This window comes from Microbacterium sp. NPDC078814, assembly GCF_040702645.1.
Taxonomy (GTDB): Bacteria; Actinomycetota; Actinomycetes; order Actinomycetales; family Microbacteriaceae; genus Microbacterium.
In genome coordinates, this window is record NZ_JBFBLT010000013.1 from 28,990 (window position 1) to 53,162 (window position 24,173).

A 24,173-nucleotide genomic window follows, 5' to 3' on the forward strand; every position below is an offset into this window, starting at 1 on the left:
ACGTGGCCGATCGCGACGAAGAGAGAGAGGTTGCGCGCTTCTACACGCGCAGCCGCCGGTTCCCAAAGTTCATCGGCCGTCTCCACGACGGCACGAAGATCCCCGGGGGCCCCTACACGCTGACGCAGGGCGTCGTCCTGGCGATCGTCCTGGTCGTCGCCCTGCTGACGCAGAGCGTGTGGGGGACTGGCTCTCCGATCGTCGATATCCCCGTCGCTGCCTTCGTGTCCTGGGGAGCAGCGTGGGGAGCCGGAAGGATCCCGGCCACACGCCGGAACCTGCTGAGCATCATCACCAGCGGCCTGTCCGCGATGACCCGCCCCGCAGCCGGCCGCTACCGCGGAGTGACCATGCGGGTTCGCCCGCCCCACTTCGCAGGCGGCGGAACAACGATCGCCGAGCCGGTCGGAGCCACGCTCACCACCCCGGATAGCGAGACCACCGCACCCGCACCGGAAGCGCCCGTCGTGGCGCAGCCGGTCCTGCAGCCGCGCTCGACGCCGCTGCCGGCGCACGCACCCGCACACGCGGTCAGCGGCGTCGAGCGCCTGCTGCAGCAAGCCCGAGGAGGCAACTGACCATGAACAACACCGACATCCCGCTCGGCATCATCGGCCGAGGCCGCGGCTACGTCATCAAGACCCTCGTGGTCAAGGCGGAGACCGCGCGTGGGCCGATCTGTGCGGACCCCGCTACCACGAGCTACGCAGCCCTCCTCCCCATCCTCGGCGGCACGCCGATCACGGCACCCCTCAGCGGCGGTCGCGATCTGCTGCTGGCCACGCCGACCGACTGAGAAACGAGACGACGATGCAGATTCCGGCAACAGCGATGACGAGCAACCTGATGTGGACCCGCTCGGGCGTGGTCTGGGCTACGTGGCGGCTGCAGCCGCTCCCGTATGCCTACGCCACCACGGCGGCAAAGCAGCTCGTCAAGGCGCACCACCAGGCGCTCTTCCAGGCGCACCGGGGCGAGGGACTGCTGCTGGGGCTGTGCGCTGACCTGGATCCGGTGTCTGTCGTGGAGCGGATGCTGGACGGTGTTCGCATCGACGAGTGTCCGGACTGGGCGCGCGAGGTCGAGCTGACCCTGGACGCGCTCGAGCAGATCCCGCTTGGAACGCGCGCGTTCTGGTTCTCGGTCCCGCTCGCGGCCGGTTCGATGAAGGCTCGCGCGAGGTCGGCAGTGCGCGCCGCCGACACCAAGCTGCGCGACACGTTGGCTCTTCCCCGTCAGCTGCCTACCGACTCCGAGATCGCTGCGGCCGCGCGGATGGCCAAGGAGATCGAGGTTCGCATCCCGGCCGCGTTCCAGCCGACCCGTGCAACGCCGGCCGAGCAGATCTGGATCGCCCTTCACTCGCAGCAGCGCGGCCTCTCCGCAGATCTCGCCGCCCCTGTCCCGCCCGCCGAGGGTACCGAGGACGGATTCGGCGTCGACGAGCTCGCGCACTTCCAGATGCCCTCCGCGATGCCGAACCCATGGCTCGACGAAGGCGGACAGAGCGACCTTCCCAAGGGGCAGCAGTTCCTCCCGTTCAAGCGCCGCTACCTCAAGGTGCACAGCCCCTACGCGGACGAGACGTCGTCCTACCAGGTGGTGCAGGCCATGGTCGCCGCACCCAAGGCCGGCTGGGTTTCGCCCGGCGTCGAGTGGATCTCACACGTCGACCAGTTCCCCCTTGACGTCGACTGGGGGATCCGTTTCACCGTCACCGGCGCCGACGAGGTCAAGCGTCGCAACAAGAAGGCCGAAACCGCCCTCGAGGAGCAGTACAAGCACCAGGAGGGCACCGCGACGATCACCGGCGGCGGATCCGACCTCGGAGAGATCGCGGAGACGCTGGCCGCCTACCACGCCTCCCTCAACCGCTCCGATAAGGAGGTCGAGGTTCAGGCGACGGTGCTGTTCGCTGTGGGGGCAGATACCGCCGATCTCGCGAAGGCTAAGGGCCGGTTCGTGGCAGACGAGTACAAGCGCGCTGACTTCCTCCTCGAGGCTCCCCTGGGAGGTCAGGAGGAGCTTTGGTGGGCGATGATCCCCGGCACGCCCACCGGGCGCATCGTCCGTGAGCTCACCCAGATCACGACGGGCCGGGAGTTCGCGACCGGCGTTCCGCTTTCCAGCAACGAGCTCGGAGACGAGAAGGGCGCCCGCTTCGGCGAGAACATCAGCACCGCCCGGCACACCCCGATCCTCCGCGACGCGGACGGCAGTATCCAGGCCGACACCAGCGCCAGCTTCGGCGTGGTCGCCGAGCTCGGCGCCGGCAAGAGCGTGCTGCTCAAGGGAGACATGGGCGACACGGTCGACCGCAACGGCCGCGTCGTCGCGATCGACCGCACAGAGGCCAAGGAGTACGCGGTTTTCGCGCAGAGCCTCCGGCCGGACACCACGACGATCGTTGACCTGATGACCCCGGAGTACTCGCTGGACCCGCTGCGGGTGTTCGGCCCTCTCGTCGGCGCACGCATGGTGCAGTCGCTCTTCGCGGTGATGCTCGGCATCCGGGCCCGCGACTCCCGAGGCGTCGCCCTGTCCCGCCTCCTCGAGCCGGAGTACGTCGCCGCGCACGACATCACCAGCCTCGGTCGCCTGCGGGCGCACCTCAAGACGATCTCCTCGGCGGAGAGCGATGAGCTGTCGGGCCTGATCAACCTGGTCGCGTCGAAGGACATCGGCGAGGTTCTCTTCAATGACGGGCTGACCGCTGTCGACCTGAAATCGCGTGCCCTGGTCTTCCTCACCCATGGGCTGTCGCTGCCAGACAAGACCGAGCTCGAGCACGCGCACCTGTTCGAGGAGATGCCCCTGGAAAAGATCTACGGCCGCGCCATGTACGCGATGCTCATGGGGATCTCCCGCGAGGTCTGCTTCATGAACCCCGGCGAGCTCGCCGGCGCCTACTTCGACGAGTGCCACCACATCACCCAGTCACCGGAGGGAGAGCGCGACCTGCGCATCGGCATCCGCGACGGTCGCAAGCACCGCGCGTTCTTCGCCCTCGGCTCGCACGACCCCGCCGACTTCGGAGAAACCCAGACCCGAGGCCTGCTCAAGACCCGCTACGTGATGCGCCAGACCGACAAGGAGCTCGCTCGCCGCGCGATCGAGTGGCTGACCGGCGAGCCCGCGGACCCGGCGATGGTCCAGGTGGTCACCGAAGACCTGTCCCCGCTCGGGGCGGACGGAAAGGTCGCCCCGGAGCGGCGCGGCGAGGGACTGATCCGTGACCAGCGCGGTCGAATCGGGAAGTTCCGCAAGACGCTGCCCGAGCGCCCCGACCGCCGCGAAGCCGTGCTGTCGACCCCGTCTCTGGTGACACCATGATCACCTTCTACCGGCACACCTTCGAGACTCTGGGCGGCGCGTTCTGGCGGGTCCGTTTCTGGGCGCACGATCACCCGCGGTGGAGCAAGGTCATCGCCGTCGTCCTGATCGACCTGTTCCTGGTCCTGTTCGGCAACACGTACTGGGCCTTCGCCGCTGACGGCGGCGGCTCGTCCCCGTTCATGCTCGGCGGCGACATCACTGACAGCGACGGCGTCCCGCTGACCAACTACACGGTGCTTCCACTGGACCGCGGCGATGTGTTCACGATGGGGAAGTTCTTCATCTCCATGTGGATCGACCCGATCTGGACCGGGCATCTGGGTCTGGTGTCGTGGATGATCTGGTTCTGCAACTGGCTGCTCTCCTTCGAGTGGGTCGACATCGTCGCGGCACCGTTCGGCGCGCTGGCCGACCTCTTGCAGGACTTCCTCGGCGAGATCGCATGGATCCCGTTCGCGCTGACGATCGCCGGCGGTGTCGCGGGCCTGGCGATCATGCTCGGCCGGCACTCCACCGGGTGGGCGGAGTTGTTCATCTCTGCGTGCTGTGCGGTGCTGGCGACCGGTCTGCTCGCTAACCCGATCGCCTCGCTCACCGCCGCAGGCGGAGCATTCGACACCGCCCAGGAGTACGGCGGTCAGATCGCTGCCGTCGTCGTCACCGACGACATCAACAGCACGGAGCTCGACTCCGAGAACCTGCTGTCAGCTGCGGTCACGTCGCAGCTGGTCGACATCTTCGTGAAGATCCCTGCGCAGACGATCGCGTTCGGCCACGCCCTCGAGGGGCAGTGCGCCGCGACGTTCACCGACACGATGACCAACTCGGCGCCCATCCAGACCGGCGGCAACGAGGTCCGTGACGCGGTCGGCGGGTGCGACGAGGCGGCGAAGACGTTCAACCAGAATCCGAACTTCGGCCAGGTGCTCACGGCCGTCACGATGACCCCCGGAGCGCTCACCCTGTTCATCCTGCCGATGGCCTTCGGGGTGCTGTTCCTAGTCACGGTTCTCGGCTTCCTGATCTCCGCACTCAAGACCATGTGGAACGTCTACATCGGGATCCTCCCGGTCAACCGATACCCGCTGTGGAAGTCCCTCGCCGACACCTTCATGGGCCTGGTCGCCATCGTCTTCATGGCAGTCGTCATGGCGGCCGTCCTCAAGCTCACCGTCGCAGCGATCACCGGGCTCAGCAGCCTGGGAATCCCGCTCGTCGCGCAGATGACCTTTGCGACGCTGGTGATGATCGTGCTGCTGTTCCTCATCATCCGAGCGCGTCGCATTGCCAAGAAGACCGGCCGGTCGATCGCCGAGCAGCTCTCCAAGTACGGCATCGGCAAGGGCGCGCCGGCGCAGCGCGACGGGGTCAAGACCGTCGCGGCGATGAGCGCCGTATCCACCGTCGCGGCCGCGGCGCTGCGTCGCCCTGACAACAAGGTCGACGCGCGCTCCATCAACTTCGGCGCGGGGGCTGCGCAGGACATCGGCACAATGACCGCTACACGCCCGCCCGCGGCTCCCAAGCCGCCCTCGACGCCCTCTGGCGGCTCACCGAGCCGTCCCGCCCTCCCGTCGCCTCAGATGGGCTCTGGGGGCGGCGCTGGCGCGGGTGCTGCCGCCAAGGCCTCGAAGACCGCGGACCTGGTCTTCACGGCCGCGCGGATCGGCAAGGGTGCCGCAGCGGGCGGTGTGGCCGGCGCCGCCGGCGCCGCGGCGCTCGAGGTCGGTGGCCGAGTCGCGAGCAAGGGAGCGTCGAAGGCTGTCTCCGCGGCCGCGGCAGGCGCGAGCAAGCCGCGAGCTGCGGGCGACCCGAAGGTGGTCTCGATGGTCGTCGACCAGGGCCCGGCGCCCACGCGCACCCCGGACGGTCCTCGACGGATCGTCGTCGACTCCTCGGGCATGGGACACATCGAACGGCGCCCCTCGTCAGGTGTCGTCGACATCTCGTCCCTGCCGGCGCGCGCGCCTCGCTCTCCGCGCAGCGGTGAGATGCGCGCCCGGCTCGCGATCGCACAGAAGTAACCCCGCATGTCCGCATCGGGAGTACTCGAGCGCTCTGCCGACGTCGCCGGCGCCGTCAATGGGGGAGACGACGGGGACGGTGGTGGTTCGCGCAAGGTCGTCCTCTGGGTGATCGCGCTCGTGCTGGTGCCGGTGGTGCTCTTCGCCGGCTACACGATGTTCCTGATGATGGCGATCGCCGGCGCCTCCGGCGGTGGGTCGTCGCAGTGCACCGCGGGGTCGCTGACCACCGACAAGCTCGAGGTCCAGACCACAGGAGGATCGACCCGCACCCTCGGTGCGACGGAGCTCGGCCACGCGGCCACCATCCTCTCGGTCGCCCGCTCACTGGGCGTGTCCGCGCGGGGCCAGCAGATCGCGATCATGACCGCGCTGCAGGAGTCCGGCTTGAAGATGTACGCCAACTCCTCCGTGCCTGAGTCCCTCGATTACCCGCACGACGCGGTCGGCAGCGACCACGACTCCGTCAACTACTTCCAGCAGCGTGTGTCGGGCTGGGGCACCGTCGAGGAGCTCATGGACCCCCTCTACGCAGCCAAGGCGTTCTTCGGCGGCGAGGAGGGCCCCAACGGCGGATCGCCGCGTGGGCTGCTCGACATCCCCGGCTGGGAGGACATGGGGCTGGGGGAGGCCGCGCAGACCGTGCAGGTCTCCGCATACCCGACCGCTTACGACAAGTGGGAGCCCGCAGCACAGCAGATCATCACCGCGGTCGGCGGGTCGATCAGCTGCGACAGCAGCACTGTCGTCGGGCAGGCCGCTTTCCCCCTTGCGGCCGGCTACCAGATGACCTCCGGCTACGGGCCGCGCGACATCACCGTTCCGGGTGCGTCGAGTTGGCATGTCGGAATCGACCTGCAGCGCTGGCCAAACCCGTGCGGCGACCCTGTCTACGCGGTCCTGCCGGGCACGGTGACTCTCAGCAGCTCACTGTGGTTGTCGATCAAGCACCCCGATGGGTTCGTGGTGTCCTACCTGCATATGTACAAGAGCGAGCGGCTCGTCGACGTCGGAGACACCGTCACCGCCGGCCAGCAGATCGGTGTCGTCGGGAACGTGCCGCCCAGTGGGGGATGCCACCTGCACCTGGCCGTCAACAAGAACGGGACGACGAATCAGGCCGTCGCCGGGCTGCAGGAGGCGACTGCACTCGGTGCCCCCTCGCAGTACGCCGGCTACGTGAACCCCGAAGAGTTCCTCCGCCTGTATGGCATCGAGATCTGTCCCACAGACGGCACTTGCCGACGCCTCTGACCCCCCTGGAAAACCGAGTCAACTCGCGGCATGTAACCCTCCTGACGGCCTGGAAACCGGCCTGTAGGCTGGGGGCAGCCCCGGCCCGAAACGGGGCCGAAGCCTCTCCCACCCAGACGGTGACTCGTGCCCTCAACAGATGTCAACGCCGCTGGTGACACCGACCGACCCGCCGGGTCAGTGTCGGCCACCGGCTACCGCTCGATCGCATACTTCCTGCCGGTCGCGCTGCATGCACGGCTCAAGGCTGCGTGGTGGTCGACGAGGGATGAGCCGGAGGGTGCGCCCGCGCTGGCCGGTCTCGTCGAGGTCGCCATCGGCCGCGAGACCAACCGCCTCGAGCAGCTCTACAACGCCGGCTCCCCTTTCCCTCCTGCCCCCGACCGTGCCCAGGGTGTGAACCCAAGAGGAGCCGCGGGATACCGCCATCAGACCTACTACCTGCCGGTCGCGCTGCACGCGCGCCTCAAGGCTGCGTGGTGGTCGACGAGGGATGAGCCGGAGGGTGCGCCCGCGCTGGCCGGTCTCGTCGAGGTCGCCTTCATGCGGGAAGCCGACCGCCTTGAGCAGCTCTACAACGAGGGTGCCCCGTTCCCGCCGGCGCCGGCCAAGGCGCGAGGGATCAGCCGCGCTGCAGCACAACGACAGGGCGAATGGCTGCGAGGCGAGTGGGAGCGCCGGCGACAGGCGCAGACCCCGCCGACCGACTCCAACGACTGACCCGACTCCGCGCCACGGCGACGTGTTGCACCGGGTGTGCGGTGCAGTATGCCGCCGATGTGCGGCGCAGTATTGCGCCATAATGTCGGATCTCGCTTGACTTGTCGGATCTCGGATGGGCTGACCGGGACTTCTCTCATTCGCGGTGCAGTCCCGGCAGAGCGGTCTGTCTCACACGAGTTGTCACGAATCCGACCCTGCTGCTCCCGCCTCGAAGCAGCACTACGCGGCGCGCCGAGCATCGGACAACTGGAGTGAGAATCCGACAAGTGGAGTGAGACGACTCGACAGGTCCGTGAGAATCGGACAACTGGAGTGAGACACGACACATAACTGCGCGGGTGTGCCTGCTGGAAATATTTCCCAGGGGGAGGGGTTCAAGCTCGATTCGACAACCGTGCCTGCGGCAGAACGCCGATCGGGCTTGATCCTATCACCCGTGTCAAGCGCGGGTGTGGCGGAGGTATTGCGCTGGTCTGCGCCGCGATGTGGCGCAATAACCCTTTCCAGCCGCCGTGGCGATCTCCTCGAGCACACTCTTGCACAGGGGACATCACGAGTGCGTCAGACGCGGGGAGAATCCGCGATGTCCGCGAAGGAGCAGATCTCCGGCCTATACCTCGCAAGAGGGTCGTGAAGTACTCGGCCCACTCAGGAGGCTCGAATGGCAACGACAACTCGTGTGGCATCTCGTCCGCCGGCGCGCCCACCTGCACCGGCGACGGTGGCTCTGGGTGTTCTTCCTCGGCGTCAGCTGACCGGGATCATCCCGGCGCTGCTGTGCATCGCACTGGCGACCGCCGCCACCGGGTTGAACGCGGTGCGCCCGTTCACCGATCTGATCCCGCTGGTGTGGGTCGTGGCCGTGTTGCTCGCCGCCGGCGCGGTCGCATCCGGCGTGCGGACCTTCCAACGGGAAGGGCGGATGGACCCGGCGATCGAGGCGGTCCTTCCGATGCTCGGTGCGGCACAGCCAACCCGTGCTCTCGTCGTGCCGGTGAAGTGGACTCGTGGATGGGTGGGCCTCCCGGAGCGCATCAAGATCCGGTACGCCTCGCACGTCGATGACACCGACCCCCGCTTCGTCGACCAGATCCTCGCAGGCCTTGCACGCAGGCTTGGTGCCGAGTACCGGGTACGCAAGCACAACTCGAGGCGGTGCGTGCTCGTCGTCGAGCTCGCACCCGTGAGTGATCCGGTCTCCCGTGAGCAGCAGCGCGCGATCGAGGTCGTCAAGCTGGTCATCGACCCGACCGCGAGCGTCTCGGTGAAGAGTGCCGATGACGGCTCGGTCTCGAAGATCGACGTCAAGCACAACGTGGGACCGAAGATGGCGATCGCGGCGCGGCGCTCCCAGGTCGAGAAGGTGGTCTCCTCGATGCTCCCTGGCCGGTGGCGTGCGCACTGGGATCTCGAGGGCGACAAGATCACGTTCGAGGTCCGACCGACGATGCCCGACATGGTCCTGCACGAAGTGGAGCCCGCGGCCGCACTCACCCACGCCGCCTACAAGGCGTTCAAGATCCCGATCGGTCCTGACGAAGACGGTCAGATCCAGTCGTGGCATCCGGCGGTCTCCCCGCATTGCCTCGTCATCGGTGGAACCGGATCGGGAAAGACCAGCTTCCAGCACACGGTGCTCACCCATCTCGCGCACGCTCACTGGCGGGTGTGGGTACTCGATGGGAAGCGGATCGAGTTCGCCGGATTCCGGGACTGGCCCAACGTCGAGCTCGTCGGCGCGCGGGTGGAGCACCAGGTGCGGATGCTGCACGCTGCGCACGAGCTCATGGAGGAGCGGTACTCGCAGCTCGAGAACGGCACGGCCCGGCTCGAGGACTTCGACCCCCTCGCGTTGATCATCGACGAGTACGCGACGTTCAAGGCGCGCGTGCAGCGCTGGTACAAGACGGTGAAGCCGAAGGGTGCGCCGGCGCAGGCCCCCGTTCTCGATCTGCTCTCCGATCTCGCGCGACTGGCACGGTCGGCGAAGATCCACATCCTGCTCGGTCTGCAGCGCCCCGACGTCGAGTTCCTCGGCGGTGAGATGCGAGACAACTTCGGCGCCCGCGTCAGCTTCGGTCGTCTCTCCCCGCAGGGCGCCAACATGATGTGGGACAGCTTCGCGGTCGGTGTCGCGATCCCTCGCAACAAGCGTGGCCGCGGTGTCACTCTGAACGCCGAATCTCAGCCCGTCGAGATTCAGGCGTTCTACACCCCCGACCCCGCCAAGCTCGACTCCACCGACAAGGCGGACTGGGATCACCTGGCGGCGCTGCGTCCCGACGCTGCCGACTACGAGCGGATGATGGTGCGCGACCCGGAAGCGGAGCTCACCGACGACGGCGAGGGGGAGGAGCTCGAGCCCGACTACTTCCAGTGGTCCTCGGCCGAGATTGTCGCTTGGGATGCATCGGTACCGTCGACGACCAAGCACGACGCGCTTCGACCCTCCAATGTCACCCCACTGGACTCTCGTGAACGGGTCCGGTTCGTGCCCGAAGTCGACGACGATGCACCGGACGTCGACGCGGCCGCTGACGGCGACGGATACGGCGAATCCCTCGAGGGCCCCGCGGTGGAGCTCGAGGTCGGAGATCTCCTGCTCGTCGACGCGACTCTGGGGCTGTGGGGAGTGGTCGAAGGAGTGGAGCCCGACGTCGTCGACGACGAGTACCTCGCGATCGAATACCGCGACCTCGACAGCGGTGAGGACGGGCTGCTGACGCTCTTCGACAACTCGGTGATCAGCTACCGCCGACCCGAAGCAGCCTGATCGTCGTGGCCGTCATGATGCTGCGGGCCTACCGGCCCCGAGAGAAGGGATGAATCGCGTGTCGAACCAGAGCGTGTCGGAAGACGACTGGATCTCGCTGCTGCTGATCGCCGTGCTCGTCCTGGCCAGTGGCGCAGTGTCGCTGGGGATGTTCCTCGATCCGCTGCGCGCGTGGATGTTGAAGTACCACTTGCTCGAGCAGGGTGAAACCGTGGCGATCCCCGTCGTCGACGGCGTCGGCCTCGGCTGGGGACAGATCCTCGTCATCCTCGCGATCCTGATCGGTGCGATCGCGCTCATCGTGTGGCTCAAGCGCCGCGCGGCTGCCCGTGTCTGAGCTGCCCGCCATGCTCAGCAAACGAGACCCAGGAAGGAGGAGAGATCACCCATGACAACCACACTGACGAACGGCGACAAGACGATCACGCTGTTCACCAAGAAATCATGCGTACAGTGCGTCGCGACACACCGCGCGCTCGATGCTAAGGGAATCGAGTACGACGTCGTCGACCTCAGCGAAGACGCCGCAGCGCTCGAACAGGTCAAGTCGCTCGGCTACCTGCAGGCACCGGTCGTCATCACGGATGAGGATCACTGGTCGGGCTTCCGTCCCGACAAGATCGACGAGCTCGCGCAACGGCTCGCGTGATTGACGACAGAGGCCCCACCGGCAGCTCTTCGCCGGTGGGGCCTCTGCTCTGCTCATCGGAGCGGGACATCATCTGTGCGGCATGTGCGCCGCTGCCCACCGCTGCAGCAGCTGCTCCCGCAGAGGCCCGTTCCGCTCGAGCATCATCCGAACCCCTGCCGGCGCCGCGCCTGCCGGCGCACCGGCCTCGAGGGTGCGCAGCCCGAGATGCTCGCATGCCCAGTCGGCGAGCTCGTCGAGCTCCACAGTGACGGTGGCGGTGACGTCGACGCGCTGCTGCCATTGGACCTTGTAGGCGGGCATCGGACGCTCAATCTGGGTTGCTGAAGAAGTCGATCACGAGCGCGATGGTGATGGGGACGAGGATCACCGCCGCGGCGGTGACGATGATGCGATCGAGGATCGGCGCGGCGAGGATCCCGAGCCACCCAGAGAGGACCGCGGCTGCGATGTACAGCAGCGCGATTACGAGACGGCGGAGCCAACGAGTCGTGGGCTCCGGGATCGTGCGGGGGCGGGCGGCGATGGTCATGAGATCGCTCCGCTCTGGCCGGCACGGTGCTCGCGGATGTGCGTGTAAGGGACTGTGCCGCGGTGGCCGTAGGCGTCGACGATGGTGGCGCTCTTCGGGTTGGTGCGGGTTACGGTGCACCAGGCGCCGAAGTACTTGATCTGGTCGCCGACGCTGATGGTGTCCTTGCTGTGGTCGGTGGCCGCGCCGGTCGCGACCTGCTCGGCGCGGACCTCCTGCCAGTAGGTGAGCTGATCGTCGGTCGCGGCCAGCTCCCTCTCGAGCCGTTCGGCGTAGGCGCCGGTGGCTGCAGCCGTGACCTCGACATACCCGCCAGGAAGGGTGCGGCTTGACCCGTCGAGACGTCGACGGATGCCGGCGCGATCTGCGCGGAGCTTCTCGATCCGGTTCGCCACGGTGATCGGCGCATACCGTGCATCGGTCGCCGCGGCCGCGACGTCGGCACGCACCTGGGCGCGCCGTGCCGCCGCGTCGGCGTCGATGGAGCGGCGGATCGCCGCGTCCGCCTTGCCGATCGCTCGGCGGTGGCCGGCCTCCGAGTGGTGTCCGACCTTGATGGGCTCGCCACCTTCGGGGAGGCGTCGCAGCGCGCGGGCCGCGCGCTCTGCCTCTTCGGTGGCGTCCTGGTGTCGTCGATCTGCGCGCACCGCCAGGGCGGCAGCGCGATCGTTCCTGCGGTCGACCAGGTCAGCCTCGACGACGGCCGCGGCCCGGCGTTCATAGTCGATCGAGATCTCGACGACGAACCCGGCAGCGGTGAGCTGCTCGGCGGTGCGGTTGATGATCGCGATCTTCGGTTCGCGGTCGCGGGAGTGGGGGATGTACCAAGATCCGAGCGCCCGGCTCCACCGCCAGCCGTTGGCCTTGAGAGTATCGGCCGTGCCGTCGCCCCGGCTGGTCCCTTCGATGAGGGTGCCTTCCGCGGCCGCGTGGATGATCGTGAGCATCATGGCCGGCTCCCTTCCCGCGCGGCCGCGTCGTGCGTGAGAGGGTGGCGGAATCCGATCTCCCGTTCCCAGACCTCGGCGGCGCGATGCAGGCCCTCATACTCCTTCACGCCCAGGTGGTCCGGGGAGTCGACGAGCGGGCGGTGAGCGAACCGTCGCGCGATCGCGTCGCCGAGGCGTTCGACGAGGTCACGCGCAGGGGACTGATCCCATCCGGGGTGATGGCAGGAGACTTCGGCGAGCAGTAGACGGCTGCGCTCGATCTGCAACGCCTGCTCGTCATCGGCATGGGGGACGATCTCGGCGACCGGCTGCCATTCGTAGCGCGGTGCGGCGATGTGCTGCTTGATCGCGTAGCTGACGCTCGCGTAGTTCTCATCCCAGAGGCTCTGACCCATCCGGTCGGCGTTCTCGGCGAGCTCGCGCGGAGTGCTGCTGCGGTAGGCGGGTGTGGAAATGTAGGCGGCGGTGACCAACAGGTCGATGGTGTCGCGGTTCACGGGAAACGCGCGCATGATGACCCCCTCAGGTGGTGAATGTGACATTCACTACCCTAGAATCAGTCGGCGCTCATGTCAAGACGTCGTCGTCGTCGTCGTCGCTGTGGTGGTGGCGCCAAGCAGCCGCCACGCTGCGGACGGAGGTCGGGTAGTACCGGGTGCGAGTGGTCTGGCCGGATAGCGTTGGGATCGTGCCGAAGTCGTTGTCGATGAATGAGATCCGAGCCCGCGCTGCGCAGTTCACCCGTGACTGGCAGGACGAGCCCGGCGACGAGCGACAGCAAGCGCAGTCCTTCGTCCGGGATCTGCTCGGCGTGTACGGGATAACCCAGACCCGCGCGGCGTTCTACGAGAAGCGTGTCAAGCGCTCGTCGACCGGCTCGCGCGGATACATCGACGCGCTGATCCCTGGTCTCGCGCTGATCGAAATGAAGTCCGCCGGCAAGGATCTCGTCGCGGCTGAGCAGCAGGCGCTCGACTACATTGACGACCTTCCTGACCCGGAGGTTCCTCGGTGGGTAATCACGAGCGACTTCCGCCGGTTCCGTCTGCTCGATCTCCACGCTGAGAGCGAGGGTGTGCAGGAGTTCGCCCTGACCCAGATGCGGGATCGCGCTGACGTGCTCGCCTTCCTCGCCGGGTACGGTGAGCGCACCTTCGGATCGAAGGCGCAGGAGTCTGCGTCGATCAAAGCGGCAAAGCTGATGGCGTCCCTCTACGAGGCCCTCGAGGGGTCTGGGTACGACGATCACGAGGCGTCGGTGTTCCTGGTGCGCACCTTGTTCGCCCTCTACGCCGATGACGCCGGAGTGTGGGATCGCGATCTGTTCCTCGAGTTCCTCGAGACCCGCACCGCGACGGATGGTTCCGACCTCGGGCCTCAGCTGTCGTTGCTGTACCAGGTCATGGGACGTGAGCCGTCTCGTCGGCAGTCAAACCTCGACGAGCTAATCTCGCGATTCCCCTACGTCAACGGTGGAGTCTTCGAGGAATCGGTGTCGATCCCGTCGTTCGACGCAGGCATGCGTGACCGGCTGATCGCGGCTGCAATGTTCAACTGGTCGGCGATCTCGCCGGCCATCTTCGGCAGCCTCTTCCAGGCCGTCAAAGACAAGACCGCTCGGCGTGAGCTCGGCGAGCACTACACCACCGAGACCAACATCATGAAGGTCATCGGCCCGATGTTCCTCGATGAGCTGCGGCAGCGGTTCACGGACGGGTACCACGACACCGCCAAGCTCAAGAAGCTGCGTGCGGACATGGGGCTGATGCGATTCCTTGATCCGGCGTGCGGCTGTGGCAACTTCCTGGTGGTCGGCTACCGACAGATGCGAGCCCTCGATCTTGAGGTTCTGCTGCGGATCCAAGAGCTGTCCGGTGAGACGGCCCGCACAATGTTCTTCACCGAGGAGCACCTCGCCGTGCGGCTGTCGAGCTTCCACGGGATCGAGCTCGAGGAATGGCCCGCGCAGATCGCAGCGACGGCGCTGCACCTGGTGGAACACCAGGCAAACCAGGCGATGGAGCTGGCGCTTGGATCTGCACCAGATCCGCTGCCGCTGGACAAGATCAAGAGCATCGTCGTCGGCAACGCGCTGCGTGTCGACTGGGCAGCTGTCCTACAACCGACTGAGCACCTGTACATCATGGGCAATCCGCCCTTCCTCGGCCACGCCACCCGCTCGACCGAGCAAGCGCAGGAACTTCGCGACGTGTGGCGGAGGGACGACATCGGTCGGCTGGACTATGTCACCGGCTGGTACGCGAAGGCTCTCGAGCTGCTCGGCCGTCCCGGCTACCGAGGCGAGTTCGCGTTCGTCTCGACAAACTCGATCGCACAGGGAGAGCCGGTGCCAGCGCTCTTCGGCCCTGTGTTTGCCGCAGGGTGGCGCGTCAAGTTCGCGCACCGGACGTTCGCGTGGACCAGTGAAGCGCCCGGCGCTGCGGCAGTGCATTGCTCGGTGATCGGTTTTGACCGGCCGTCGAGGAAGAGAGCGCGGCTGTTCGACTACTCAGGAAACCTCAAGGGCGAGCCCGTCGAGATCCCCGTCGTGGATCAGCTCAACGGATACCTGGTCGACGGTCCCATTGTGCTAATCGATCAGCGGCGAAGCCCGCTGGCGTCGGCTCTCCCTCCGATGGTGTTCGGGAACATGGCTCGCGACGACGGCAATCTCCTGATCGAGCCGGCCGACTATGCGGAAGTGATGGCAGATCCGATCGCCGCGAAGTACGTCCGGCCGTTTGTCGGCGCCCGACAGCTCATCCACAACGAACCCCGGTGGTGCCTGTGGCTCGTGGATCTTGACCCCAGCGACATCGCCCGATCCCCGATACTCCGCGGGCGGCTGGATGCCGTGCGTCAGTTCCGCGCAGCGTCGAAGGCCGAGTCCACGCGACAGATGGCGGACACGCCGCACCTGTTCGGTCAAAGGTCGCAACCCGACACGCCCTATGTCTGTGTGCCGCGGCATGTGAGCGAGACACGCAAGTTCTTCCCGACCGCCCTGTTCACCCCTGATGTGATCTGCGGTGACGCGAACTTCAAGGCAGACGACCCAGACGGCCTCGCCTTCGCAGTGATCTCGTCGTCGGCATTCATCACCTGGCAGCGCACTATCGGCGGTCGCCTTGAGTCTCGTCTGCGCTTCTCGAGCACCCTGACGTGGAACACTTTCCCCTTGCCCGCCCTCACCGACACGCAGCGTGCCGCCATCATCGCCGGGGGGCAAGCCGTTCTGGATGCGAGAGCGCTACGCCCAGAACGCTCGCTCGCAGACCACTACAACCCCCTCGCGATGTCGCCCGAACTGCTCCGGGCGCATCGTGAGCTCGACACTGCTGTCGACAAGGCCCTGGGCCTGCGGGGGATAGCGACGGAGGCTGACCGACTGCGAGCGCTGTTCGCCAGCTATGCGAAGCTCACCACGGTCGACGAGCTCGCGATGCCGAAGAAACGTCCCCGCAAGGCGACAGCAGCGAGTGCGGCATCGTGAGCTGGCCGTACCCGACCGTCCGCGTCGATGGGACCGCGACGGTCGATGAGGAAGGGGAGAATCAGGTCTGCGCCTGTGGCAATGATTCGTGGACTCAGGACTGGCGGAGCGCCGATCGTCTTGGGCGTCTTGCCTTCGATGCTGCTGGTTCGGCCGACCCCGACGAGTTCGCGGTCTGCCCAGTGTGCGGCCGTGTGTATCCCAACGCTGCTCTGTTCCACGGCGCCGCGGCCGCGGTGGCTCGCTATGAGATCACTAGTGCCGAGTTCATTGCTGCGCTACAGCGGTATGACCACGACGCCTACGGATCCGGCGGGTCGCTGACGAGCTGAGTCACGCGGTCGTCGTCGGCACGGGGCTGTCGGTGCGCCGGCATAGTGTTCGCTGTTGTGGTGCAGCACTGGTCTCCGATGTCTCAGCTGCAGGCGTCGCCGGAGCCGGGGATCTGGTACGTGTTCGACCACAGCAAGAGGATCGCGATCATCCGCCATGTCGAGATCCGCGGCCGTAGGCTGCTGCGTTCCGTGACGTTCGATCGCGATCCCGAGCGGCGAGTGTTGATCGGCTACTTCCCCGACGATGCAATGAGGCTCGCTGTCGAGTGCACCTGGTCGGAGTATGTGAGGGCGACTGGTCCACCGGTGAGCAATCGTCGATGATCGCGTGCCACCGGGGCAAGAGAAAACGGCACCCGGCCGGAGCGTGGAAATTGTCACATTCACCAACGATCCAACTGAGGAGGAGCCATCGCCCCGAGGGGCGGAAGGGAACCTGCTCAACAGCCGGGTGCCGCGCCTTAGTGTACCGCGCGGGGCGGTCAGAGCGGGGTGGATTGGAGGAGCTCGTCAGCGACTCGGTCGAGCAGCTGAGGGGTGAGCTGCTCGTGGCGTCCTGCGCGCTTTATGGCGTCGATCGTCGCGAGGATCGTGGTGTGCGCGTCCGGTGCAGAGGGGATGGTCTTCTGTGCCTGTCGGATGCGTGCGCTGAGCTCAAGGATCGCGGTCTCGTCGCGTTCATTGTTCGCGTAGCCGGCGGCGAGCTCGAGCGACTTGTGTAGCAGGCGGGTCTCGGTGGTGGTGAGCGGTGCGGTCATCGTGTCCTCGTGTTCAGGAGATCTGCGGTCAGTCGGGCGAAGCGTGTGTCGACGTCGCGCTGGTCGGGGAGATCGACGTCGGCCGCGATGGGTCGGGCGTCGTAGAAGTGGTGCCGGATGACGCGGCCCCGGTGGTCGACCAGGCCCTCACCCTCGCCCTCGATCGGCTCGAGCAGAGCGACGATGGTGACGGCGAGCTCGCGTGCTGTCGCGCGCTCCCGGATGAGGGCATGATCTCCGAGGCGCAGTGCCGGCCACGCAGTGAGCTCGGGGTCGGTCATGAGGGTGTTCCTTCCTTGCTTCTGGGGGAGGAGCGGCGTAGCCGCCGAGCGGATTTGGGGAGGGGTTCGTTGCGAGGCAGCTTCGCGAGGCGCCAGTCATCGCGGACGGCGATCGCGGCGGCGAAACAGGTCATGAGCGTGGGGTGGTGGTGGTTGGCGCATCCGGCGCGGGTCTGACATCCGAGGTCGTAGCCCTCGGGGCTGCCGTGGATGATCTGTCGAGCGACCTCGTCGGAAAGCATGGCCTGGTCCTCAGTCGAAGCTGGCGTCGATCAGGAGGTCGAGCGCGTCGGCGAGCTCACGGAGCCTGTAGCTGCGTCGACCGGCGATGACGTGGCCGAACAGGTTGACGAAGTGCAGCTCGCGAGTGGTGGTGTCGGCGACGGCGACGGTATGGACGTCGTGAGCGTCGATGTACTGCCAGCTGATGATGTAGTTGCGGCCGGCGACGTGCGCTTGAGCCCAGCGGAAAAGCAGTGCACCGAGCGGACCATCTTCGGATGCGCGGGTCGAGTAGGGGTCGGCTGGCACGATCGCGTCGACGGAATGGAAGCCGACAGAGGAGCGGGAGATCTCGTAGCTGTCCAGCGGGATGTCGAGGAAGAGATCGTTGTAACGGGTGCCGGTGTCATCGGTGATGACGATGTTGTTCAGAGTGCTCATCGTTGTCAGTCCTCTCGGGTGGGGGGTCATGCGGCGCAGCTGGCGAGCTGCGCGCGGAGCGTGGAGTAGTCGGCCGGGTTGACCGTCAGCTGGTAGGCGGTGAGGACGTCGACGAAGCGCGCAGCGTAGGCGCATCCGTAGTCCGCGTTCGGGGGCATCCATTCGGAGGGGCCGCGATCGCTCTTCGACTGGTTGGTGCTGCCGTCCGTGGCCTGCAGATTGAGAGGATCGTTGGCGAAGCGCTCACGCTGGGCCTCGTCCCATTCGTCGGCGCCCTGACGCCACCCCCACGCGAGCGGCACGACATGGTCGATCTGCACGAGCTCACTCGTGCCCTGGCCGCGCTCGAAGGCGATCGTGAGCCCGGTGTAAGGGTCGTGAAGCGTTCCGGTGAGGACGACGCAGTCGTGTGTGCCGGGCTTGGTGGTGATGTTCTCGAGCGCGGCCGCGAGTGCGTCGTTGCGCTGGTCACAGCCGTTGCGGTCGATGTCGGCCCAGCGTTGCCCGAACGCGTCACGGTCGTAGCTGTCCTGGTCGGCTGCATCGGCCACGACGAGCTGCTCGAGCTCATCGAGGGCTGCGGCGGCGTCCGCGGAGATCTCTGCGGTAGGCACAGGCACAGGCGCGGGCGCGGTGTCGGTGAGGTCGCTGACGCCGGAGGGCTGGCTGGTGATCGCGATCGCGCCAGCGAGCAGGGCGACGACAACAGCGCCGGCGGCGGAGGCGAGGCGTGTGGTTCGGCGGTTCATGAGTGGTCCGTTCAGAGGAAGAGGGCGGCGCCGAGTACGACGGCCGCGGCGACCGCGGCGACGCTGAGGAGAAGGGTGACGAGGAACTTGAGGCTGCGCCGTACCGTGCGCTCTGCGCGGCGTGCAGTGTCGACGGTGACGAGGATGCCGACGAGGCCGCCGCTGCCCAGCAGAAGGGGAGCGAAGTCGCGGGCGGTAGACAGGGCGAGATCCATGGGTTCCTCCGGGGTATTCGTCTAGGGGTATAGGTCGCAGTTCGGGGTGTTCGCGGACAGAGATTCTCGGGGGCGGGCATAGGCGAGCCCGCCCCCCGAGGGCTGTTACGCGGCCGCGGCCTGGTCGTCGGCGCCGAGCATGGCGTCGGCGATCGCGTTGACGGCACGGAGGACGTTGCCGGCGACGCTGCGGATGAGGTCGACGTCACCGCCGGCCCATCCTGCGACGTACCCGATCGACCACGCGGACGTGTCGAGTCCGAGGAGGCCACCGGCGCAGTACGCGACCGACTCGGCTTCGGTCTCGATCACTCCGCGGTGCTCGCGGGTGCTGCCCTCGTCGAAGTGCAGAAGTGCGTGACTGATCTCGTGCAGGAGGGTCTTGACGCGCATGGCCGGTGCCATCTTGCTGTCGACCCGGATCTGTCGGGCCTGGCCATCGGTGTACCCGTTGAGCCCGTCCTGTGCGATGTCCTCGAGCGCGACATCCCAGCCCTGCGCGGTGATGAAGTCGGCGAGCTGGTCGAAGAGGCCTGCGACGTCGTCGCCCTCGAGGTAGATGGCCGGCTGCTCGGGGAGCGGCTCGCCATCGGTGTCGCGGACGTCGAACACGGAGAGCACCGGGTAGATCACTCGACTGCTGGTGGACTCTTCTCCGGTGGCCTCGTCGACCTCGACGATCCGCTTGGTGGAGTAGCCGAAGATCTTGATCGACTTCGCGCCCTTGACGACGTGACGGCCGAGGGTCTCCCACTGGCGGTAGCCGAGGCAGTGGGTGCCGCCCTGCGCGAGGATGAGCATCTGGTTGGAGAACGAGCGCCGGCGGACGATGCGCGCGAAGCGCAGCCAGGCCTTCCAGTTCTCGCTCTCGGCCAGCGTGGCGACCTGTGCGGTGAGCTGCTCGTGGAGCGCCTCGGCCTGTGCGCGGCGCTCTTCCGGGGTGCGGCGGGTGGTGCCGCTGCGGCGGGTCTTGGTGGTCATGGTGTCCTCCCTCAGAGTGGACGAGTAGTGAATGTGACATTCACTAGTATGAGGCATTCGATATGCCCCGTCAACTCCGATTTGCACCCGCCTGCAGCGGGGGTCTCAGCCCGGAAGGATGTCGGTGGCGGCTTTGGGGTACGCGGTGCGCGGCAGCCCGATCGGCAGCCGGCGACGCTGGGAGCTGCTGCCAAGAGGGAAGGCGTATCGGAAGTTCCCCGGATGCCTGATCTTCGTGACATCGAGCGCGGCGAGCGCCTCGCGCAGCCAGGCTCGCGGGTCTTGCCCTGCGCGGCGGATGGGGGCGCCGAGCGAGACCAGGTGTCGCTCGGCGGCGTCGGCGCCTCGCTCCTGTCCTCTTACCTTGGACAGAGATCTCTCGGAGAGCACGAGGCCGCGGCGGGGGAGGTAGTTCAGGGTGCGTGCGGTGCTGCGGCCGAGGGCGATCGCGTTGACGCTTTGGTATATCCCGCCGATGTGGCCGGGCGAGGTCTGTTCGATGCGCTCGATTGTGGTGCCGTTGTCGAGGGTCTCGGTGATCTGTCGGCGCCGTGGCAAGGGGTCGGCGAAAGAGACGACGCCGCGGATGCCCCGGTCGTAGGCGTGGCGGAAAGCGCGTGCGAGGAACCAGGATTCGGCGTTCGCGGGTGTGTCGGTGAGTACGAATCGGCCGAGCTCGATGCTCTGTTCGTAGGGCTCGAGCGTGCCGAAGACGGAGCTGAGGACTCCTCTGCTCATCGGGGTGGAGAAGGTGGCGACGCCGACCAGTGCCATCTCGTCGACCATGGCGCCGTTGATGGGGAAGCGGTCGTCGCGGGTGAGCAGCCCGATCGAGAAGCGTGCTGCGGGGAAGGATGCTGCGTAGTGCTCGTCGATGACGAATGCTCGCGCGGCGGCTTCCGTGATCGGGGCCACCTGGTATAGACGGGGGTCGAACCCGCCTTCGGAGATGTGGCGCCACGAATGGGCGCCGCGAGACCAACGCTGGCAGTAGTCGCTCGCGGGGGAGGAGGGCGGCTCGGCCGGCATGAGTACCGGCCGAGCGTTCAGGGTGGGCATGAGGTCAGATCTGCGCAGCGATCGCGCGGAGCTGCTCGTCGACGTCGGGGGCGACGTCGATCCACTCACCGGTCCTGGGGTGCAGCCCGACGATGAGCGCGGTGCTGAACAGCAGTGCGCTGCGGCCGTGCTCGGTCAGGTAGAGCGAGGCGAGCAGGTTCGGCTCTGTGACCTTGAGACCGGCTTCCTCGTCGACGAGCAGTGCGTGGCCGTTGGTCAGGCGGAGCTCTGCGACCCAGCCGCCGATCTCGCGCTGGTAGTCGGGCAGCTCGTCGATGCGGATGGTGTCGATCTCGCCAGCGGGGGTGATCTTGATGGCCGTTGTCATGGAGTCCTCCTCAGATCAGAACGGTAGTGAATGTGACATTCACTGATGGTACGCGGGCGACGTACCCTCGTCAACCGCCGTGGACTAGAGGAGTGCTGAGTCGACGCGGCAGCACTTCTGCTGCGCATAGGGGCGTTCACTCAGCGGCATCCAACCCGGTTCCCTTCGCCGAATGAGCCGGGGATGCCCGGCTTCCCCCTCCGTGGTCATGTGGGGGCCGGCGTTGGTCCAGCAGTTCTGCGCGCGCGTCTCGCACCACAGCGCGAGCCGCGCTTCGCGGGGGAGGCAGGCACGATGTGTCCACCAGGCGCGCTTCTCGCCGTAGGGTCCGAACTGGTGGCCCTCGCTGTGCGCGATCGCGTCGTGGACGGCGCGGAAGACGTCGTTGGCGAGCATCGGCGCCCGCTCGCCCGTGGGCAGGGTGACCGTAACGCTGCGAGCCATCGGATGATCCGGCGGAAGGGCCCCCTCGCTGTGCTGCGAGACCTCGGTGCGGAAGTAGAACAGGTGCTTGTTCTCGCGGAGATCGGCCAGCATCGCGGCAGAGTCGGCGTAGGGTTGCTCGGTCTCGCCGTGCCAGGGCTCGAAGGTGTAGCCGGCTTCTGTGAGCATGTCCCACTGAGCGCCGATGTGCTGCCGCAGTGATCGGTAGGAGCGGGCGACCTGCGGGTGCGCGGGCTCGTGCGGTGCGGCCGCGTATGCCCTCGCTGCAGCGATGTCGTCGAGCTCGGTCAGTCGGGGGATCGGCGTGCGCTGTGGGAAACCGTGCGCATCGGCGTACCGCTCTCTGAGCGACTGGATCTCCTTGATCGGCTGGTGGTGACGGTAGCTGTCGTTGCCGGGCACGAAGGCAACGTGCGCTCGAGCGAAGGTGGGTTCTGTTCCGAGACGGGCGGCGATCGCGTTCACGGCGGATGCCGGCAGCGGATACTCGGCGGGTTCCGCGATCTCGAGCTTGCCGTCATAGAGCCTGCCTCCCGGTGCGCCGGCGGCGCGGAGAATGTCGAGGGTCTCCTGGACCTGCTGCTGCGAGCCGGTGCCGGCGGCGAAGCTGTAGACCCGGTCGGGGCCGTCAGCGTCGAAGTACCCGGCCATGATGCTGTCCTGCTCATACCGCCCCGCCAGCTCGCCGGCCCAGTCGGTGACCTGCTCGAAGCTGTCCGCGTGGACGATGTAGGCGCCTGCAGGCTCCGACGTGCCCTCCCAGAGCCCGTCCGCGTGCTGCAGCTCGGAGATCTCGATCCCGTGACGTTCCGCGGCCGCGCGCAGGGTGTCTTCGTACTCGATCCACTCGTCGGTGTCCCAATAGCTGGGGCGCGAGCTCATCCGCATCAGCTCGCCCGAGACCGGCCGGAACGGGGTCGCGCCGATGAAGGCCTCAAGCTGCTTCTCGGCGTTCCGCTCGCGCTTCTCGGCGCGGCGACGCCGCTGCCCTTCGGCCGTCGACGACGGGCACCGCCGCCCTCCGTGGTCGATGTCGTCGCACATGGCCTCTCCCGTTCGTCTGCTGGGTATAGGCCGGGGTTGGGGGTGTTCGCGGACAGAAATCGGGGCCCCGCCGGTCGGCAGGGCCCCGATGAGGGCGGCATGGTCAAACGTCAGCCGTTGAGCTCCTCCCACACCTGGTAGGCGCGGTGAAACTCCGGGCTGTCATCGTCGCCGTCACGCACGAGCTGGTCGAGGTACTCGTCGAGCTCAGCCTGGGAGAGCTGGCGGGGATCCTTCATCCTTCGGCTCCCGCCTCGGCAGGCGGGCAACTGCACCGTGCACGCGGCCGCGAACCGTTCCAGTTCCCGACGTAGAACAGCGCGCACGGCCATTCGTGCTCGCCGCGGCGCCGCAGCCTGGGGACGGTCACCGTGAGCTCGCTGCCCAGGCTCAGCGCGTCCATGATGTCGTCCGCGATGTAGCCGGCCTCCTCGTCCGCCTCGTCCGTGTGCTGCTGGATCGTGCGCACGATCGTTGCGCGCACGTCCAGCGTGACGGTCGGCGATGCCTCGTTCATCGGGTGTCCTCGTCGGGGTCCACACGCTGGATCGCCTCGTGCAGGCGGGCCAGTCGGTCCTCTCGCACGATGATGACGAAGACCACCGCAATGCCGGCAAGAGGCAGGAGCACGATCGGGGCGGGGACCACGATCACCACGCCGACAGCGAGCAGCACGATCGGCAGGATCACCCTCAGCGTTGCGCGGCGGTGCTGACCGAGCTCGTTCCTGATGCGATCCTTGATGACCCCGTCCTGCTGTGCGAAGGCGGTGGCCGGGTCCGAGGAACGCAACATGCTCCGGATTGCGCGAGTTGTCCACTCGCTCAGCGTGCGCTGATGCCGATCCCTACTACTCTCACGCCCGGTCATCGCGTGTACTCGCTCGGGGACGGGATCGGCAGGTCAGGATCGCGGATCTCGTACTGCCGGTCCTCCACGTAGGCCGCGTACTCGTCTGCGAAGTCGTATGCCTCGGCCTCGCTGTGCCCTTCCTGGCGCGCATGATCGAACGCGCTCCGCCACGGCTGACCGGTCGAATCGAGCGGCGGGTACAGGCGGTCGATCAGCACCTGATTCGCAGCGTCGTCGATCCTTCCGCGAGCCTCGGCGTCGGCGATCGCTCTCGCAGTCGCATGTGTGCCGTCTCGCAGCCGCGACAGATCACTCGAAGAGGGCACCACCCGCGCATAGGTGCAGTCGTCCCACCGGCAGTAGGTGGTCGTCTCCTCTGGCGTGAGCGGGCGGGGAGTGACGCTCACCAGCGCGGCGCCGCGTCCGCACACGGGGCATCGTCGAGCCTCCGCGCTGCGGACACCAACGCCGCGGCGATGGGCTGTGTTGTTCCGGCGCTCGGTCATCGCTCGCTCCCGCTCTCGTTGGGCGGGTTGGTGATGATGAACCCTGTGCCGGCGTCGGGCTGGTCCTGGCGCAGTCCGACGATCTCGGTGTCGGTCGCGTCGGTGTCGTTGAGGGTCTGAGCGAGCAGGTCGGCGTACTCGTCCGCGGTGAGTGCCTGGACCGCGGCGGCGTCGGTGACGTCGACGGGCTTGCCGTTGACGTGGAAGATGCGGGTCATGGGGTT

The 24,173-nt window shown here is 67.2% G+C and carries 31 protein-coding genes; 12 read left to right on the forward strand and 19 right to left on the reverse strand.

Features of this window, described 5'->3' with window-relative positions; genetic code table 11:
• Positions 1–2 precede the first annotated feature (2 nt).
• The 9 genes from AB0300_RS17455 to nrdH all read left to right on the forward strand — a co-directional run bounded on the left by AB0300_RS17455 (position 3) and on the right by nrdH (position 10,759).
• On the forward strand, positions 3–578 hold the full coding sequence (locus AB0300_RS17455) for a hypothetical protein (protein WP_005052728.1): 576 nt from the start codon (positions 3–5) through the stop codon (positions 576–578).
• A gap of 2 nt (positions 579–580) precedes the next feature.
• Positions 581–796 carry a hypothetical protein gene (locus tag AB0300_RS17460; protein WP_005052730.1) on the forward strand — a complete coding sequence of 72 codons (216 nt, stop codon included), beginning with the start codon at positions 581–583 and terminating at the stop codon, positions 794–796.
• Between the two features lie 14 nt (positions 797–810).
• Positions 811–3,333 (forward strand): ATP-binding protein, encoded by a 2,523-nt coding sequence (locus AB0300_RS17465; protein ID WP_005052733.1) that lies wholly within the window; start codon positions 811–813, stop codon positions 3,331–3,333.
• The gene (locus tag AB0300_RS17470; RefSeq protein WP_005052735.1) at positions 3,330–5,360 is read left to right on the forward strand and encodes a hypothetical protein; all 2,031 of its coding nucleotides are present in this window, start codon (positions 3,330–3,332) and stop codon (positions 5,358–5,360) included. Before AB0300_RS17465 ends, AB0300_RS17470 begins: the two co-directional genes overlap by 4 nt.
• Positions 5,361–5,366: 6 nt before the next feature.
• On the forward strand, positions 5,367–6,614 hold the full coding sequence (locus AB0300_RS17475; protein WP_005052737.1) for a M23 family metallopeptidase: 1,248 nt from the start codon (positions 5,367–5,369) through the stop codon (positions 6,612–6,614).
• A gap of 126 nt (positions 6,615–6,740) precedes the next feature.
• A complete protein-coding gene (locus tag AB0300_RS17480) occupies positions 6,741–7,334 on the forward strand; it encodes a hypothetical protein (protein ID WP_005052738.1) in 594 nt (197 codons plus the stop codon).
• A gap of 664 nt (positions 7,335–7,998) precedes the next feature.
• Positions 7,999–10,110: an FtsK/SpoIIIE domain-containing protein gene (locus AB0300_RS17485; protein WP_005052740.1), complete on the forward strand. Its 2,112-nt coding sequence runs from the start codon at positions 7,999–8,001 to the stop codon at positions 10,108–10,110.
• 58 nt (positions 10,111–10,168) lie between these two features.
• Positions 10,169–10,447: a hypothetical protein gene (locus AB0300_RS17490; RefSeq protein WP_139833205.1), complete on the forward strand. Its 279-nt coding sequence runs from the start codon at positions 10,169–10,171 to the stop codon at positions 10,445–10,447.
• A 51-nt stretch (positions 10,448–10,498) separates the two neighbouring features.
• The gene (nrdH, locus tag AB0300_RS17495) at positions 10,499–10,759 is read left to right on the forward strand and encodes a glutaredoxin-like protein NrdH (RefSeq protein WP_005052743.1); all 261 of its coding nucleotides are present in this window, start codon (positions 10,499–10,501) and stop codon (positions 10,757–10,759) included.
• Positions 10,760–10,828: 69 nt separating this feature from the next.
• Here nrdH and AB0300_RS17500 read toward each other — a convergent pair whose 3' ends face one another.
• The 4 genes from AB0300_RS17500 to AB0300_RS17515 are packed head-to-tail and all read right to left on the reverse strand — an operon-like array spanning position 10,829 to position 12,753.
• On the reverse strand, positions 10,829–11,062 hold the full coding sequence (locus AB0300_RS17500; RefSeq protein WP_005052746.1) for a hypothetical protein: 234 nt from the start codon (positions 11,060–11,062) through the stop codon (positions 10,829–10,831).
• Between the two features lie 7 nt (positions 11,063–11,069).
• A complete protein-coding gene (locus AB0300_RS17505) occupies positions 11,070–11,291 on the reverse strand; it encodes a hypothetical protein (protein WP_005052747.1) in 222 nt (73 codons plus the stop codon).
• Positions 11,288–12,241: a DUF3560 domain-containing protein gene (locus AB0300_RS17510; RefSeq protein ID WP_005052750.1), complete on the reverse strand. Its 954-nt coding sequence runs from the start codon at positions 12,239–12,241 to the stop codon at positions 11,288–11,290. The genes AB0300_RS17505 and AB0300_RS17510 overlap by 4 nt, the downstream gene beginning before the upstream one ends.
• A complete protein-coding gene (locus AB0300_RS17515; protein ID WP_005052752.1) occupies positions 12,238–12,753 on the reverse strand; it encodes a hypothetical protein in 516 nt (171 codons plus the stop codon). Before AB0300_RS17515 ends, AB0300_RS17510 begins: the two co-directional genes overlap by 4 nt.
• 176 nt (positions 12,754–12,929) lie before the next feature.
• On the opposite strand from AB0300_RS17515, the gene AB0300_RS17520 reads away from it, so the two are divergent.
• The 3 genes from AB0300_RS17520 to AB0300_RS17530 all read left to right on the forward strand — a co-directional run bounded on the left by AB0300_RS17520 (position 12,930) and on the right by AB0300_RS17530 (position 16,393).
• A complete protein-coding gene (locus AB0300_RS17520; protein WP_228164380.1) occupies positions 12,930–15,734 on the forward strand; it encodes a DNA methyltransferase in 2,805 nt (934 codons plus the stop codon).
• The gene (locus tag AB0300_RS17525; protein WP_005052756.1) at positions 15,731–16,066 is read left to right on the forward strand and encodes a hypothetical protein; all 336 of its coding nucleotides are present in this window, start codon (positions 15,731–15,733) and stop codon (positions 16,064–16,066) included. The genes AB0300_RS17520 and AB0300_RS17525 overlap by 4 nt, the downstream gene beginning before the upstream one ends.
• Positions 16,067–16,144: 78 nt before the next feature.
• Positions 16,145–16,393 (forward strand): hypothetical protein, encoded by a 249-nt coding sequence (locus AB0300_RS17530; protein WP_043341029.1) that lies wholly within the window; start codon positions 16,145–16,147, stop codon positions 16,391–16,393.
• A 158-nt stretch (positions 16,394–16,551) separates the two neighbouring features.
• Here AB0300_RS17530 and AB0300_RS17535 read toward each other — a convergent pair whose 3' ends face one another.
• The 15 genes from AB0300_RS17535 to AB0300_RS17605 all read right to left on the reverse strand — a co-directional run bounded on the left by AB0300_RS17535 (position 16,552) and on the right by AB0300_RS17605 (position 24,167).
• Positions 16,552–16,827, reverse strand: a complete 276-nt coding sequence (locus AB0300_RS17535) for a hypothetical protein (protein WP_005052758.1) — start codon at positions 16,825–16,827, stop codon at positions 16,552–16,554.
• Complete coding sequence (locus AB0300_RS17540) at positions 16,824–17,108, reverse strand: hypothetical protein (RefSeq protein WP_005052760.1); 285 nt, start codon at positions 17,106–17,108, stop codon at positions 16,824–16,826. Before AB0300_RS17540 ends, AB0300_RS17535 begins: the two co-directional genes overlap by 4 nt.
• The gene (locus tag AB0300_RS17545) at positions 17,105–17,350 is read right to left on the reverse strand and encodes a hypothetical protein (protein WP_005052762.1); all 246 of its coding nucleotides are present in this window, start codon (positions 17,348–17,350) and stop codon (positions 17,105–17,107) included. Before AB0300_RS17545 ends, AB0300_RS17540 begins: the two co-directional genes overlap by 4 nt.
• 10 nt (positions 17,351–17,360) lie before the next feature.
• Entirely contained in the window at positions 17,361–17,771 is a 411-nt protein-coding gene (locus AB0300_RS17550; RefSeq protein WP_005052764.1) for a hypothetical protein, read from the reverse strand.
• A 26-nt stretch (positions 17,772–17,797) separates the two neighbouring features.
• Positions 17,798–18,520, reverse strand: coding sequence for an HNH endonuclease family protein (locus AB0300_RS17555; RefSeq protein ID WP_005052767.1), 723 nt, complete (start codon positions 18,518–18,520; stop codon positions 17,798–17,800).
• Positions 18,521–18,531: 11 nt separating this feature from the next.
• Positions 18,532–18,735 (reverse strand): hypothetical protein, encoded by a 204-nt coding sequence (locus tag AB0300_RS17560; protein ID WP_005052768.1) that lies wholly within the window; start codon positions 18,733–18,735, stop codon positions 18,532–18,534.
• A gap of 105 nt (positions 18,736–18,840) precedes the next feature.
• Positions 18,841–19,716, reverse strand: a complete 876-nt coding sequence (locus tag AB0300_RS17565; RefSeq protein ID WP_005052771.1) for an ArdC-like ssDNA-binding domain-containing protein — start codon at positions 19,714–19,716, stop codon at positions 18,841–18,843.
• Between the two features lie 105 nt (positions 19,717–19,821).
• On the reverse strand, positions 19,822–20,775 hold the full coding sequence (locus AB0300_RS17570) for a hypothetical protein (RefSeq protein WP_139833212.1): 954 nt from the start codon (positions 20,773–20,775) through the stop codon (positions 19,822–19,824).
• A gap of 4 nt (positions 20,776–20,779) precedes the next feature.
• The gene (locus tag AB0300_RS17575; protein WP_005052776.1) at positions 20,780–21,103 is read right to left on the reverse strand and encodes a DUF3846 domain-containing protein; all 324 of its coding nucleotides are present in this window, start codon (positions 21,101–21,103) and stop codon (positions 20,780–20,782) included.
• A gap of 84 nt (positions 21,104–21,187) precedes the next feature.
• A complete protein-coding gene (locus tag AB0300_RS17580) occupies positions 21,188–22,591 on the reverse strand; it encodes a hypothetical protein (protein WP_005052778.1) in 1,404 nt (467 codons plus the stop codon).
• 110 nt (positions 22,592–22,701) lie between these two features.
• Positions 22,702–22,830 carry a hypothetical protein gene (locus AB0300_RS17585; protein WP_005052780.1) on the reverse strand — a complete coding sequence of 43 codons (129 nt, stop codon included), beginning with the start codon at positions 22,828–22,830 and terminating at the stop codon, positions 22,702–22,704.
• Positions 22,827–23,108, reverse strand: a complete 282-nt coding sequence (locus tag AB0300_RS17590; protein WP_005052783.1) for a hypothetical protein — start codon at positions 23,106–23,108, stop codon at positions 22,827–22,829. The genes AB0300_RS17585 and AB0300_RS17590 overlap by 4 nt, the downstream gene beginning before the upstream one ends.
• A complete protein-coding gene (locus tag AB0300_RS17595; protein ID WP_043341033.1) occupies positions 23,105–23,386 on the reverse strand; it encodes a hypothetical protein in 282 nt (93 codons plus the stop codon). The genes AB0300_RS17590 and AB0300_RS17595 overlap by 4 nt, the downstream gene beginning before the upstream one ends.
• Positions 23,387–23,457: 71 nt before the next feature.
• Positions 23,458–23,874, reverse strand: coding sequence for a hypothetical protein (locus AB0300_RS17600; protein WP_043341034.1), 417 nt, complete (start codon positions 23,872–23,874; stop codon positions 23,458–23,460).
• A gap of 71 nt (positions 23,875–23,945) precedes the next feature.
• Positions 23,946–24,167 (reverse strand): hypothetical protein, encoded by a 222-nt coding sequence (locus AB0300_RS17605; RefSeq protein WP_005052790.1) that lies wholly within the window; start codon positions 24,165–24,167, stop codon positions 23,946–23,948.
• Between the last annotated feature and the right edge of the window lie 6 nt (positions 24,168–24,173).

Excerpts from the sequence above, each read along its gene's own strand:
- AB0300_RS17605 (WP_005052790.1), bottom strand. The coding sequence starts at position 24,167 with ATGACCCGCATCTTCCACGTCAACGGCAAGCCCGTCGACGTCACCGAC.
- nrdH (WP_005052743.1), top strand. The coding sequence starts at position 10,499 with ATGACAACCACACTGACGAACGGCGACAAGACGATCACGCTGTTCACC.
- AB0300_RS17465 (WP_005052733.1), top strand. The coding sequence starts at position 811 with ATGCAGATTCCGGCAACAGCGATGACGAGCAACCTGATGTGGACCCGC.
- AB0300_RS17590 (WP_005052783.1), bottom strand. The coding sequence starts at position 23,108 with ATGAACGAGGCATCGCCGACCGTCACGCTGGACGTGCGCGCAACGATC.
- AB0300_RS17500 (WP_005052746.1), bottom strand. The coding sequence starts at position 11,062 with ATGCCCGCCTACAAGGTCCAATGGCAGCAGCGCGTCGACGTCACCGCC.
- AB0300_RS17485 (WP_005052740.1), top strand. The coding sequence starts at position 7,999 with ATGGCAACGACAACTCGTGTGGCATCTCGTCCGCCGGCGCGCCCACCT.
- AB0300_RS17560 (WP_005052768.1), bottom strand. The coding sequence starts at position 18,735 with ATGGATCTCGCCCTGTCTACCGCCCGCGACTTCGCTCCCCTTCTGCTG.
- AB0300_RS17545 (WP_005052762.1), bottom strand. The coding sequence starts at position 17,350 with ATGCTTTCCGACGAGGTCGCTCGACAGATCATCCACGGCAGCCCCGAG.
- AB0300_RS17475 (WP_005052737.1), top strand. The coding sequence starts at position 5,367 with ATGTCCGCATCGGGAGTACTCGAGCGCTCTGCCGACGTCGCCGGCGCC.
- AB0300_RS17555 (WP_005052767.1), bottom strand. The coding sequence starts at position 18,520 with ATGAACCGCCGAACCACACGCCTCGCCTCCGCCGCCGGCGCTGTTGTC.
- AB0300_RS17540 (WP_005052760.1), bottom strand. The coding sequence starts at position 17,108 with ATGACCGACCCCGAGCTCACTGCGTGGCCGGCACTGCGCCTCGGAGAT.
- AB0300_RS17585 (WP_005052780.1), bottom strand. The coding sequence starts at position 22,830 with ATGAAGGATCCCCGCCAGCTCTCCCAGGCTGAGCTCGACGAGTACCTC.
- AB0300_RS17565 (WP_005052771.1), bottom strand. The coding sequence starts at position 19,716 with ATGACCACCAAGACCCGCCGCAGCGGCACCACCCGCCGCACCCCGGAA.
- AB0300_RS17580 (WP_005052778.1), bottom strand. The coding sequence starts at position 22,591 with ATGTGCGACGACATCGACCACGGAGGGCGGCGGTGCCCGTCGTCGACG.
- AB0300_RS17535 (WP_005052758.1), bottom strand. The coding sequence starts at position 16,827 with ATGACCGCACCGCTCACCACCACCGAGACCCGCCTGCTACACAAGTCG.
- AB0300_RS17595 (WP_043341033.1), bottom strand. The coding sequence starts at position 23,386 with ATGTTGCGTTCCTCGGACCCGGCCACCGCCTTCGCACAGCAGGACGGG.
- AB0300_RS17460 (WP_005052730.1), top strand. The coding sequence starts at position 581 with ATGAACAACACCGACATCCCGCTCGGCATCATCGGCCGAGGCCGCGGC.
- AB0300_RS17515 (WP_005052752.1), bottom strand. The coding sequence starts at position 12,753 with ATGCGCGCGTTTCCCGTGAACCGCGACACCATCGACCTGTTGGTCACC.
- AB0300_RS17505 (WP_005052747.1), bottom strand. The coding sequence starts at position 11,291 with ATGACCATCGCCGCCCGCCCCCGCACGATCCCGGAGCCCACGACTCGT.
- AB0300_RS17575 (WP_005052776.1), bottom strand. The coding sequence starts at position 21,103 with ATGACAACGGCCATCAAGATCACCCCCGCTGGCGAGATCGACACCATC.
- AB0300_RS17510 (WP_005052750.1), bottom strand. The coding sequence starts at position 12,241 with ATGATGCTCACGATCATCCACGCGGCCGCGGAAGGCACCCTCATCGAA.
- AB0300_RS17530 (WP_043341029.1), top strand. The coding sequence starts at position 16,145 with ATGTCTCAGCTGCAGGCGTCGCCGGAGCCGGGGATCTGGTACGTGTTC.
- AB0300_RS17550 (WP_005052764.1), bottom strand. The coding sequence starts at position 17,771 with ATGAGCACTCTGAACAACATCGTCATCACCGATGACACCGGCACCCGT.
- AB0300_RS17470 (WP_005052735.1), top strand. The coding sequence starts at position 3,330 with ATGATCACCTTCTACCGGCACACCTTCGAGACTCTGGGCGGCGCGTTC.
- AB0300_RS17570 (WP_139833212.1), bottom strand. The coding sequence starts at position 20,775 with ATGCCCACCCTGAACGCTCGGCCGGTACTCATGCCGGCCGAGCCGCCC.